Below are 11,284 nucleotides of genomic sequence, written 5' to 3' on the forward strand. Positions count from 1 at the left end.
TCTTGTTATCCGGTTTTCTTTATACGGTGTGCACGCACTGACCGGCGACGTAGGTCGCAACAGCCCGTCCGCTGAAGCGCGCATCTTCGAAGGGCGTGTTCTTCGAGCGGGAGAGAAGCATGTCCTTTGAGACAAGCCAAGGCTCATCCAGGTCGATCAAGGCGATATCCGCCTTCGCGCCCGGCTTCAGCGTGCCTGCCTCGAGGCCGAAGATCTGGGCGGGACGCGTCGACATGGCATCGATGAGACGCATCAGGCTGACATGGCCGGCGTGATGTAGACGAAGCGCTGCCGCCAGCATTGTTTCGAGACCCACTGCGCCATCGGCAGCCTCTCCGAAGGGCAGCCGCTTTGTGTCGACATCCTGCGGATCGTGCGAGGACACGATGATGTCGATAGCTCCTCTTGCCAGCGCCTCCACCATCGCCATACGATCGTCCTCCGAGCGAAGCGGCGGGTAGAGCTTGAAGAAGGTGCGGTACTCGCCGATGTCATTCTCGTTGAGCGCTAGATTGTTGATCGAGATGCCGCAAGTGACCGTTGCGCCGCGATTCTTGGCGACTTCGATTGCCTCGACCGATTCCGGCACCGAAATCATCGCAGCGTGATATTTGCCGCGCGTCAGTTTGGCGATCCGAAGGTCGCGTTCCAGCGGGATAAGCTCGGCTTCCTTCGGGATGCCGCCAAGGCCGAGCCAGCTAGCAAAAAGCCCCTCGTGCATGACGCCGGTGGCGCCGAGATATTTGTCGCGCGTCTCGCAGGAAATCACCGCGCCGAATTCGCGCGCATAAGTCATCACGCGACGCAGGACCTGCGTGTCGTGCACGCTGGAGCGGCCGTCGGTGAACGCCACCGCGCCGGCTTCCATCAGCATGCCGATCTCGGTCATCTCTTCGCCGGCAAGATGCTTGGTGATCGCCGCTGCCGGGTAGACATTGACGAGCGCCTTGTCCTTCGCCGTCTTCTTGACGAACTCCACCAGCGCGATGTCGTCGATGACAGGATCGGTATCCGGCATCATGATGATCGACGTGACACCCCCGGCCGCTGCCGCGCGGCTGGCCGAAGCGATCGTTTCGCGGTGTTCTGCGCCAGGCTCGCCGATATGAACCCGTGCATCGACAAGGCCGGGGGCGGCAACGAGACCGGTGCAATCGCGAACCGTCGTGCCCTCGGGCGTGCCCTGGTTCTGCGCATCCTTGCCTGCGGCAACGATGATGCCATCCTTGACGACGATCGTTCCGATTTCATCGAGATTGCGCGAGGGATCGACGATCCGCACGTTCTGGAAGACGATCGAGTTGCTCATGCGCCGGATCCTTCGCTGCGAGGCCCCTGGTTTTGGGAGACAAGCAGCGTCTCCATCACGGCCATGCGCACCGCAACCCCCATCTCAACCTGCTCTGCGATCACGCTCTGCGGCCCGTCTGCGACCTCAGAGGCGATTTCCACCCCACGGTTCATCGGGCCGGGATGCATGACCAGCGCATCGTCTCTCGCCGCCTTCAGCGTCTCGGCATCAAGCCCGTAGAAGTGAAAGTACTCGCGCACCGATGGCACGAAGGCGCCGGACATGCGTTCGCGCTGCAGCCTCAGCATCATCACCACGTCGGCATCCTTCAGGCCCTCCTTCATCGAATGGAAGACCTCGACGCCCATGTCGGCGATCCCCGCCGGCAGCAGTGTTGCCGGGGCAACGACACGGACGCGCGCGCCCATGGCGTTCAGGAGAAGAATGTTCGACCGCGCTACGCGCGAATGCAGAACGTCGCCGCAGATTGCGACGATGATGCGGGAGAGCTTGCCCCTGGCGCGCCGGATCGTGAGGGCGTCGAGCAGCGCCTGCGTGGGATGCTCGTGCTGACCGTCACCGGCGTTGACCACAGAGCAGGAGACTTTCTGCGCAAGCAGTGCCGCGGCGCCCGCACTCGAATGACGGATCACCAGCACGTCGGGCCGCATCGCATTCAACGTCATCGCCGTGTCGATCAGCGTCTCGCCTTTTTTGACCGATGAATTACCGACCGACATGTTCATCACGTCGGCGCCAAGTCGCTTTCCGGCAAGCTCGAAGGAGGCTTGCGTGCGCGTCGAGGCTTCGAAGAAGAGGTTGATCTGCGTCAGACCTCTCAGGGTCGACGTCTTCTTTTCGCGCTGTCGACTGATCTTGACGGCCTCGTCGGCCTTGTCGAGAAGAAAGGTGATATCCTGCTCTGTGAGCCCTTTGATGCCGATGAGGTGGCGGTGGGGAAAGAAGACCATGAACCTGCCTCTTGCTGTCGTCAGCGGCTCTATAAAGAGTGAGCGGGCCCGCGGCAAGCATGCCCTGTGGGCAATGGCCCATGTCCCCCTGCAATTTTCCGGAAATTCAGCTAAAGGAGGAGCAACGGGAAATCGTAACTTCCAGTTTCCCTTTGCCTGCCTCTTGCACTAGAAGCGATTCATGACCCCCGCCGAAGAAAAACTCGCCGAACTCAATCAGCCGAGCCTGTGGTCCGGAATCAATGCCTACAGGTCCGATCCCCTGATCGTCGACCTCACGGGCTCGCTGCCGCGTGGCATCCGTGACGACCTGGATAACATGGGTCGCTACGTGACTTCCCCGGAGGCACAGGAGCTGGCTCGCATGGCAAACCAGGGAGTGCCCCAGCTGCGCACCCACGGTCCGCGGGGAGAACGCCTGGACGTTGTCGAGTTTCATCCTGCCTGGCACGCGCTGATGCGCCGCTCGATGTCATCAGGCCTTCATTCCTCGGTCTGGGATCCCCAGGCGGACCCCGATGCAAAGGATCAGGCCCACAAGATCAGGGCGGCACGTTTCTATCTGACGGCGCAGCTCGAATCCGGCCATCTCTGCCCGCTCACCATGACCAGTGCCTCCGTTGCTGCTCTCTCGGCCTCTCCGGGCGTGCAAAAGGATTGGGCGCCGAAGATCCTCTCGCGCAAGTACGATTCGACCAACAAGCCCGCCATGCAGAAATCAGCCGTCACGATCGGCATGGGCATGACAGAAAAGCAGGGCGGCACCGATGTCCGCTCCAACAAAACGGCTGCCGAAAAGGTCAGCGAAGGCATCTACCGCCTCTCCGGACACAAATGGTTCATGTCTGCGCCAATGAGCGACGCCTTCGTCATGCTGGCCCAGACGAAGGAAGGCATAGGCTGCTTCCTCGTCCCGCGCCTGCTGGAAGATGGCTCGGCGAACGGCCTGCAGTTCCAACGGCTGAAGGACAAGGTCGGTAACCGGTCCAACGCCTCGTCCGAAGTCGAATTCAGCGATACGTTCGGCTTCCTGCTCGGTGGCCCGGATGCCGGCGTCCGTACCATCCTTGACATGGTGACGCTGACGCGCCTCGATTGCGCACTCGCCTCGTCGGGCATCATGCGTGCTTCGCTGGCAGAGGCCGTACATCACACCCGCGGCCGCAGCGTCTTCGGCAAGATGCTGGTCAACCAGCCGATCATGACGCGTGTCCTCGCCGACATGGCACTCGACGTCGCTGCTGCGACGGCACTTTCGTTCCGCCTTGCCGATGCATTCGACAAAGCGCGCGGCAGCGCGGAGGAAGCCGCTTACGCCCGCGTCATGACGCCGGTTGCCAAGTACTGGTGCTGCAAGATCGCGCCCGCGCTGATCTACGAGGCGATGGAATGCATAGGCGGCAGCGGCTACATCGAGGAACGCCCGATCGCCCGCAACTACCGCGAGGCTCCGGTCAACGCGATATGGGAAGGCTCTGGCAACGTGATGGCTCTTGATGTCCTGCGCATCCTGAACCGCGGCAAGGATCTTTTCGAAACCGTTTTCGCCGGTCTTGCGCGCGATCTCGGGCCAGCGGGCAAGAAGACCATCGATGTATTGCGCGCGGCGATGGCGCTCTGCGAACGGGACGAGGGCGCTGCCCGTCTTCTGGTCGAACAGCTTGCGCTCGCGGCAGGTGCCGCGGAGCTCTACAGGCTGGGGGCAGGGCGGATCGCCGACGCCTTCATCGAAACCCGCCTTGCAGGCGGTTGGCGCGCCACATACGGCATGCTCGATTCCCGCTTCGACGCCAGCTACATCGTCGATCTGCTCTATCCGCCTGCGAGCTAATCCATGGCTGAATTACGCGGCGTCCGGCCCGGCGATCTCGACCAGATCTACGCTATCTCCCTGCTGACCGGCGATGCCGGCCAGGACGCCTCGGCATTGCATGTCGATCGCAAGCTCATCGGCCATATCTATTCCGCGCCCTATGTCACGCTCAGCCCCGAAACGGCCTTTGTCGTCGAGGATGCCGAAGGGGTCGCTGGCTACATTGTCGGTACCTACGACACACCCGCCTTCGAGCGGCAGCTGGAGAAGGGATGGTGGCCCGCACTTCGCGACGCATATCCGGCGCCGGAGGGTGACGAGGCGGAGTGGAATGCCGATGAGCGCCGCAGTTTCACCATTCACAATCCGCGTCATATCAGGGAGCAGCTTGTTAGCGCCTTCCCTGCGCATATTCACATGAACCTTCTGCCGCGGCTGCAGGGGCAGGGAATGGGAACTAGGCTGCTCGATCTCTGGATTTCGAAAGCCCGGCGCGCAGGTGTCAAAGGCGTCCATCTCGGCGCCAATGCGGGCAATCACAATGCTCTTCGTTTCTGGGGCTCACGCGGCTTCCACAGGCTCGCGCCGCCGATCGTCGATCCGGCCGACGGCTCGATCTGGTTTGGCCAAACGCTCTAGATGTCTCCTTGCGGAGACATTGGCCTTGACCGCTCAGGCGTAAGGCGTTCCCGCCATTGCAGCCTTCACTCCGGCGGTCCCCTTGTCGACAATGGCGAGAAAGGTGGTCTTCGCTTCGTCTGTATCCCGCTTCTGCCGAAAGGTGAGGCTCGATGAAGGCCACGGTCCACGTCGCCTGCAGCAAATCTGCCGCCAGACGGGCGTCGGCATCGCCGGAGCCTCGCCCGGCGCCTTCGGTTAGCACTGCCGTTACGGCTTGTGCGAGCTCGTCACGTATCGCCCTGGCGCGCGCCTTGAGGGTTTCGCTGCTCTCGATTGTCTTTGTGAAGCCCTGGCTCCTGTTCGAAAATTCGACGTAGGGTCGTTGTTCCGCCACCAGCCGATGGGCGAGTAGGCGCAATGCCTCAATCGGCGCGACGCCGCGATCGTGGTGTCGCAGGGCGTCGAGCAAGATCTCCCGACCCTCCTCTTCACGATCGAAGAACATGTCCTCCTTGCGGGGGAGATGGTTGAGCACCCATTCGGCCGGCGTCGGCGGCCGCCGCGATCTCATCCACGATCCCAGCCGTGACCATTGCGCCGCATTTTTTCGCAATGTGCGGCTGACCATGCCATTGTCCACAGTCTTTCAAGAGTTTGTCCGTTGCCGGGGTGGAATGCCCTTGTTACTCACCTTGCAGTGACAAGATGGAATTTGTTCGAACATGCTGAGTGACACCTTGGTTCTGCCGCCGATCGCCGGCGACAATCGCAGCGAGCCCGAAAAGCACATCCGCGATCGCGGCGCGACCGAGAAGGCGATACTCAAAGCCGCTAAGTCTCTGCTGGCTCAGGAGGGTTTCCAGAATTTCGGTATCAATGCGGTCGCCCGCCGCGCCGGCTACGACAAGCAGCTGATCTACCGCTATTACGGCGGCCTTGACGGGCTGGTCGAAGCGATCGGCGCCGACCTCGGTACCTGGGTCAAGGATCGTATTCCGGAAGATACCGGCGGCATGTTCCTCTTGACCTATGGCGATCTGATGGAGCGCCTGGCGCTTCTCTTCCTCCAAGCCCTGCGCGACGATCCGCTCGTCCGCCGTATCGTGGCCTGGGAAGTGTCCGAAAACACCGAGCAGGTGAGGCGGCTCTCCGAGGCCCGGTCGAAGGCGCTGGCAAACTGGCTGGAGCGCATGCGCGGATCGCTCACACCGCCGAAGGGCGTCGATGTCGTTGCAGTCAACGCGATTCTGATCGCGGCAATCCAGCATCTCGTTCTGTCCGCGTCCGCCGGCGGCCAATGCGCGGGCCTCGCGTTGAAGACAGCCAAGGACTGGGATAAGGCCGCGACTGCGCTGAAACGCGTCGTTCGCGGGGTTTACGGCTGAGGATGGACCAACCTTTCCACAGCGTCGGCGATCTCGTTAACCTTAACAAATGGTTTACGTTGCGCGGTTGGCCTTAAGGAGACAGGCTACGGGACAGTTCAGAGTGAGAGTCCGGAGCCATGGGAACCAAGATCGCAAGAACGGCGTTACTCATCGGCGCGATGATCTTTTTCGCCGTGCTGGCATTGGATATTGCAGTTCCGGCGACGGTCCTCAGTTTGATGGTGTTGTCCACATGGCTGGTTTCGCATGAGCGTCTATCCAGCCGGAGACATGGAGAGGCAACCGCATGAAGTGGTTCCTGATATTCTGGGCTGGTCCGATCCTCTTCCTCGCGGGATGGTACTGGCTTTCCTACTACGACTTAAGCTTCGGCATCTACATGTTCAGCCGTCAGGTGCATGACCTGACGTTCCAGATCTATGGCAACGTTCTCGGCATTCCGCCGGAGACCATTCCGCCGCTGGTCGCCCGCGCAATCGCCGTCGACAGCCTCGTTGTCTTCGCCATTCTTGCCTTCCGCAAACGCAAGTCGATCAGCGCCTGGTGGCAGGCGCGTCAGGCGTCGAAATCGTCCGAACCCGCCCTTGCCAGCAAGGACAGCCTGTCGAGAGCTCCCTGAAGGATAAAGCTGGCGGCCGCCGAATCGATGCGCTCGGCGCGTTTGGCGCGTGAAACGTCCATCTCGAGCAATGCCCGCTCTGCGGCGACCGTCGACAGCCGCTCGTCCCAATAGACAAAAGGCAGGGTCGTTTTCTGCTCCATGTTGCGCACGAAGGCGCGTGTTGCCTGTACGCGCGGTCCCGCAGAGCCGTCCATGTTCATAGGCAGACCGATGACGAAACCCGCGACCTTCTCCTTGGCAGCGAACGCCAGCAGCGTCTCGGCGTCGATCGTGAATTTCTCGCGCTTGATCACCGGTCTCGGGGTGGAAAAGCGCCGCCCAAGATCCGACATCGAGAGCCCGATCGTCTTCGTGCCCAGATCGAGGCCGGCGATGGCCTGTCCCGGCTGAAGCGCTTCCGCAAGTTCCTCTATGGTGAGCACCGTCATCGTCGTCCATCCCGTCAAAACAAATTGAAGCCGCCGCCGCTTTTCTTTGCCGCCGCATCGGATATGTCCATAACGATCGCAGAACGCTTTTGCATCCAGAATAAAAGGACCGATTTCATGAAGATCACTTGGCTAGGTCACTCGGCCTTCCGCATCGAGACCGGAAAGGCGACGATTCTCCTCGATCCATTTTTGACGCATAACGCGTCTTTCGCCGGCCAGAATTTGAAGGACGCCGCAGCAGGCGTAACCCACATCCTTCTGACCCACGGTCACGGCGATCACGTCGGCGATACGGTTGCGCTCGCCAAGGAGACCGGTGCTGTGGTTCTTGCCAACGCCGATCTCGCCGCCTGGCTTGGCTCCAAGGGCCTCACGAAGATCGAGATGGGCAACACCGGCGGCACAGTCTCGCTCGGCAGCTTCTCGGCGACCTTCACCAACGCGCTGCACTCCTCCGCGCAGATCACCGAGGACGGCGTGTCCCACGCGCTTGGCAACGCGAACGGCCTGATGCTGCACTTCGAAGACGAAGCATCTATCCTTGCGATGGGCGACACCGACATCTTCTCTGACATGGCCTTGATCAACGAACTGCACCAGCCTGATATCGGCCTAGTGCCGATCGGTGACCGCTTCACCATGGGCGGTGCGGTCGCGGCGCTCGCGTGCCAGCGCTACTTCAACTTCAAGACCGCGATCCCCTGCCACTACGGTACGTTTCCGATCATCGACCAGACGCCGGAAAAGTTCGTCTCCGGCATGGAAGGATCGAAGTCGGCTGTTAAGGCGATCAAGCCCGCCGAGAGCCTTTCTCTTTGATGCGCGGGGCTTGAATAGCGTCGATTTCAGGCGCGGAATTCTACGCAATCAAGAGGCCATGCCCGTTGCACACGGCGGGCATGGCCTTTATAGCGGGTAGGAAAAATCCCATCCGGAGAATGTCATGTCCGTCGACTTTGCCACCGTTAAGCGCGTTGCGCGCCTTGCTCGTATCGCCGTCACGGAAGAAGAGGCAAACCGCATGGTTGGCGAGTTGAATGGCATCCTCGGTTTCGTCGAGCAGCTTTCCGAAGTAAACGTCGATGGCGTCGAGGCAATGACCTCGGTCACCCCGATGGCAATGAAGAAGCGCACGGACCAGGTGACGGACGGCAGCAAGGCCGCGGATATCGTTTCCAATGCACCCGTCACCGATCAGAATTTCTTCCTGGTACCCAAAGTCGTCGAATAAGGGCGCCCTGCTGCCTGTTTCCGACATCGTTGCCATTTCAGATTTGAAGCGAAGTATCATGAGCGAACTCACCAGCCTGACCATTGCCGAAGCCCGCACGAAGTTGCGTGCCAAGGACATCAAAGCGACCGAATTGGCCGAGGCCTATATCTCGGCAATCGAGGCAGCAAACGAGAAGCTCAATGCATATGTGAAGGTCACGCCTGAGAAGGCGCTGCAGATGGCCGAAGCGTCCGACGCGCGTCTTGCCAGCGGAAAGGCAGGTGCGCTTGAAGGGATTCCGCTCGGCATCAAGGACCTGTTCGCCACCGAAGGCATCCACACCCAAGCCTGCAGCCATATCCTCGACGGCTTCAAACCGCATTACGAATCGACCGTCACCCAGAACCTCTGGGACGACGGCGCGGTGATGCTCGGCAAGCTGAACATGGACGAGTTCGCCATGGGCTCTTCCAATGAAACCTCGTACTACGGTTCCGTCATCAATCCTTGGCGCGCAGCCGGTTCAAACCAGCAGCTCGTTCCCGGCGGTTCGTCCGGCGGATCGGCGGCTGCAGTTGCAGCCCACCTCTGCGCCGGCGCCACCGCCACCGACACCGGAGGCTCGATCCGCCAGCCCGCAGCCTTTACCGGCACCGTCGGCATCAAGCCGACCTACGGCCGCTGCTCGCGCTGGGGCACGGTTGCTTTTGCATCCTCTCTCGACCAGGCAGGTCCGATCGCCCGCGATGTCCGCGATGCCGCGATCCTGCTGAAATCCATGGCAAGCGTCGACGCCAAGGATACCACGTCCGTCGATCTCCCGGTTCCCGACTATGAGGCTGTTCTCGGCCAGTCGTTGAAGGGGATGAAGATCGGCATCCCGAACGAATATCGCGTCGACGGTATGCCCGAGGAGATCGAAACACTCTGGCAGCAGGGCATCGCCTGGCTCAAGGATGCCGGTGCCGAAATCGTCAACATTTCGCTGCCGCATACCAAGTATGCTCTGCCCGCCTACTATATCGTGGCGCCCGCCGAAGCCTCGTCGAACCTCGCCCGCTATGACGGCGTGCGCTTTGGTCTGCGCGTCGACGGCAGGGACATCGCCGACATGTACGAGAAGACCCGCGCAGCCGGTTTCGGCAAGGAAGTCAAGCGCCGCATCATGATCGGCACTTACGTGCTGTCGGCCGGTTACTACGACGCCTACTACATCCAGGCGCAGAAAGTCCGCACGCTCATCAAGCGCGACTTCGATCTCACCTTCCGCGCCGGTGTCGACGCGATCCTGACGCCGGCCACCCCGTCCTCCGCCTTCGGCATCGCAGACGAGGATCTCGCATCCGATCCGGTCAAGATGTACCTCAACGACATCTTTACCGTGACCGTCAACATGGCCGGCCTTCCCGGCATCGCCGTCCCCGCCGGTCTCGACCATAAGGGCCTGCCGCTCGGCCTGCAGCTGATCGGCAAGCCGTTCGACGAAGAGACGCTGTTCAAGACGGCACACGTCATCGAACAGGCTGCGGGAAGATTTACGCCCGCGAAATGGTGGTAAGTTTCAATTGCCCGATGCGAAAACGGCGCCTATGAGGCGCCGTTTCCATTTTAGCGGTTGTCGAGCTAACCTCTGACCAGTCGGCTTCCCAGATCGGTGATGCAATAGGGTTGTCCGGTCTGCGACTTGATCGCCTTCAGGCGTTTGAGCCTGCGGAAGAGATCCAGGTCGACGCCAGGATAGACCCAGCCGTCGAGGGCCGTGCGCGCAAGCGAACTTGCGGGCAGGGCCTTTACCGGGTCTCTGATAACGAGCTCAACATCCGGGTTTGATAGTGCCGCCAGAATGCCCGTCAAGCTTTGCGCCCAGGAACGTAGGCGGGAAAAGGCGCGATTGTTGCTCGCGATGCTTTGATAATGGGCCGATTCGGTGGTTTAATTTCTGGGTAGCGCGGAGGTCTCATTGATCCACATTCGCAATGCCCGCGAAGGGGAAGCTGAACTCTTGAGCGAGATCGGGCTGCGGGCCTGGCAAAGAGCGATGACGTCGATTGGCGAATCCGATGCCATGGAGGATGCCGCTCGCGGTGCGTTCTTCAATTTCGTCGCCAGCCGGTGGCTGACGATTACGGTCGCCGAATGGAACGGGCATGTCGCGGGCTGGGCCGCCCGGGAGGCATTGGACGAAACCATTACCGATTTCTGGATCGATCCCGTTTTCACCAGGCATGGTCTCGGTTCCGCTCTTCTCAGGGAGATTGAAAGGGATATCGCCGAACATGGTTTCGACAAGGCGATGATGCAGACGCACTCGGGCAACACCGAAGCGATCGGCTTCTTCCAGAAACACGGCTATTCCATCCACTGGCTTTCAATCGCCTACAATCCCAAGCTCGATCGTGACGTGCCTTCGGTGGGCTTATCCAAGCCTATGGAAACCGAGGGAGACGGAATTTACGGTGCTTTCTAGACAAAGCCGAGCGTCGCGCAGCGAAATCCGATAGTGAGCGGCGCAACCAGCAGGACGTGAAAGACGACGATCCCCTTCAGAAGCGATCGAAAGGGCTCTTTTTGCGTTTTGTGGCGAAGCATGCGTTGGGCGCTGGCCGCACCCAGACTGCCGCCGAAAAAAGCCAGTATGAGCAGCGTCCCCTCGCGGGCGTAGTGGGCAGCTTGTTTGTCCACGAACTAGCACTACTTTGGCAGATTAACCGACGGTTAACGATAATCGGCCATCTTTGGCACCTCAAAAGGGGTGCGGTGGATGGTGGAGCAGGATATTGCACTGACGGATTGGCTGAAGCCGTTCGTTGAGAAGCTTGGTCACAAGAAGCGGCGGCAGATGTGCCCGGTATATATTTCGGGCCTGATCGGACCAGGTGATCGCAAGAGTATCGAGCCGATGGCGGAGCGCCTTGCGCCCGATCACTACGACCG

The 11,284-nt window shown here is 60.8% G+C and carries 13 protein-coding genes and 3 pseudogenes; 10 read left to right on the top strand and 6 right to left on the bottom strand.

Annotated elements, in window-relative coordinates:
• Nucleotides 1-19 precede the first annotated feature (19 nt).
• Nucleotides 20-1,309, bottom strand: coding sequence for a dihydroorotase (locus tag AC1D2R_RS26440; protein ID WP_477972008.1), 1,290 nt, complete (start codon nt 1,307-1,309; stop codon nt 20-22).
• A complete protein-coding gene (locus AC1D2R_RS26445) occupies nt 1,306-2,262 on the bottom strand; it encodes an aspartate carbamoyltransferase catalytic subunit (protein ID WP_477972010.1) in 957 nt (318 codons plus the stop codon). The genes AC1D2R_RS26440 and AC1D2R_RS26445 overlap by 4 nt, the downstream gene beginning before the upstream one ends.
• Before the next feature lie 181 nt (nt 2,263-2,443).
• Between AC1D2R_RS26445 and AC1D2R_RS26450 the strand changes: the two genes are divergently transcribed.
• Both AC1D2R_RS26450 and AC1D2R_RS26455 read left to right on the top strand, forming a co-directional pair.
• A complete protein-coding gene (locus AC1D2R_RS26450) occupies nt 2,444-4,093 on the top strand; it encodes an acyl-CoA dehydrogenase family protein (RefSeq protein ID WP_477972012.1) in 1,650 nt (549 codons plus the stop codon).
• A 3-nt stretch (nt 4,094-4,096) separates the two neighbouring features.
• A complete protein-coding gene (locus AC1D2R_RS26455; RefSeq protein ID WP_477972014.1) occupies nt 4,097-4,714 on the top strand; it encodes a GNAT family N-acetyltransferase in 618 nt (205 codons plus the stop codon).
• A gap of 33 nt (nt 4,715-4,747) precedes the next feature.
• Here AC1D2R_RS26455 and AC1D2R_RS26460 read toward each other — a convergent pair.
• Nucleotides 4,748-5,271 (bottom strand): annotated as a pseudogene (locus AC1D2R_RS26460) (TetR/AcrR family transcriptional regulator); the annotation flags it as partial.
• Nucleotides 5,272-5,418: 147 nt separating this feature from the next.
• Between AC1D2R_RS26460 and AC1D2R_RS26465 the strand changes: the two are divergent.
• The 3 genes from AC1D2R_RS26465 to AC1D2R_RS26475 all read left to right on the top strand — a co-directional run bounded on the left by AC1D2R_RS26465 (nt 5,419) and on the right by AC1D2R_RS26475 (nt 6,703).
• A complete protein-coding gene (locus AC1D2R_RS26465; RefSeq protein ID WP_477972016.1) occupies nt 5,419-6,081 on the top strand; it encodes a TetR/AcrR family transcriptional regulator in 663 nt (220 codons plus the stop codon).
• A gap of 119 nt (nt 6,082-6,200) precedes the next feature.
• On the top strand, nt 6,201-6,374 hold the full coding sequence (locus AC1D2R_RS26470) for a hypothetical protein (protein ID WP_477972018.1): 174 nt from the start codon (nt 6,201-6,203) through the stop codon (nt 6,372-6,374).
• Complete coding sequence (locus AC1D2R_RS26475; protein WP_477972020.1) at nt 6,371-6,703, top strand: DUF6105 family protein; 333 nt, start codon at nt 6,371-6,373, stop codon at nt 6,701-6,703. Before AC1D2R_RS26470 ends, AC1D2R_RS26475 begins: the two co-directional genes overlap by 4 nt.
• Here AC1D2R_RS26475 and ruvX read toward each other — a convergent pair.
• A complete protein-coding gene (ruvX, locus tag AC1D2R_RS26480; protein WP_477972022.1) occupies nt 6,640-7,134 on the bottom strand; it encodes a Holliday junction resolvase RuvX in 495 nt (164 codons plus the stop codon). The genes AC1D2R_RS26475 and ruvX overlap by 64 nt on opposite strands.
• A gap of 117 nt (nt 7,135-7,251) precedes the next feature.
• Between ruvX and AC1D2R_RS26485 the strand changes: the two genes are divergently transcribed.
• The 3 genes from AC1D2R_RS26485 (at nt 7,252) to gatA (ending at nt 9,908) form a co-directional block, all read left to right on the top strand.
• A complete protein-coding gene (locus tag AC1D2R_RS26485) occupies nt 7,252-7,956 on the top strand; it encodes a metal-dependent hydrolase (RefSeq protein ID WP_477972024.1) in 705 nt (234 codons plus the stop codon).
• A gap of 124 nt (nt 7,957-8,080) precedes the next feature.
• Nucleotides 8,081-8,368 (top strand): Asp-tRNA(Asn)/Glu-tRNA(Gln) amidotransferase subunit GatC, encoded by a 288-nt coding sequence (gene gatC / locus AC1D2R_RS26490; protein WP_477972026.1) that lies wholly within the window; start codon nt 8,081-8,083, stop codon nt 8,366-8,368.
• 58 nt (nt 8,369-8,426) lie between these two features.
• Nucleotides 8,427-9,908 carry an Asp-tRNA(Asn)/Glu-tRNA(Gln) amidotransferase subunit GatA gene (gatA, locus tag AC1D2R_RS26495; protein ID WP_477972028.1) on the top strand — a complete coding sequence of 494 codons (1,482 nt, stop codon included), beginning with the start codon at nt 8,427-8,429 and terminating at the stop codon, nt 9,906-9,908.
• Nucleotides 9,909-9,973: 65 nt separating this feature from the next.
• Here gatA and AC1D2R_RS26500 read toward each other — a convergent pair.
• Nucleotides 9,974-10,102: pseudogene (locus tag AC1D2R_RS26500) on the bottom strand (YjhX family toxin); the annotation flags it as partial.
• 208 nt (nt 10,103-10,310) lie between these two features.
• On the opposite strand from AC1D2R_RS26500, the gene AC1D2R_RS26505 reads away from it, so the two are divergent.
• Nucleotides 10,311-10,817: an N-acetyltransferase family protein gene (locus AC1D2R_RS26505; protein WP_477972030.1), complete on the top strand. Its 507-nt coding sequence runs from the start codon at nt 10,311-10,313 to the stop codon at nt 10,815-10,817.
• Here the strand turns inward: AC1D2R_RS26505 and AC1D2R_RS26510 are convergent.
• A pseudogene (locus AC1D2R_RS26510) lies at nt 10,814-11,035 on the bottom strand (DUF1294 domain-containing protein); the annotation flags it as partial. The gene AC1D2R_RS26505 and the pseudogene AC1D2R_RS26510 sit on opposite strands and share 4 nt — an antisense overlap.
• A 76-nt stretch (nt 11,036-11,111) precedes the next feature.
• On the opposite strand from AC1D2R_RS26510, the gene AC1D2R_RS26515 reads away from it, so the two are divergent.
• Nucleotides 11,112-11,284, top strand: a 173-nt coding sequence (locus AC1D2R_RS26515) for a transposase (RefSeq protein WP_477972034.1), incomplete at its 3' end; no start/stop codon positions are given.

The organism is Rhizobium sp. P1_C7 (assembly GCF_056406295.1).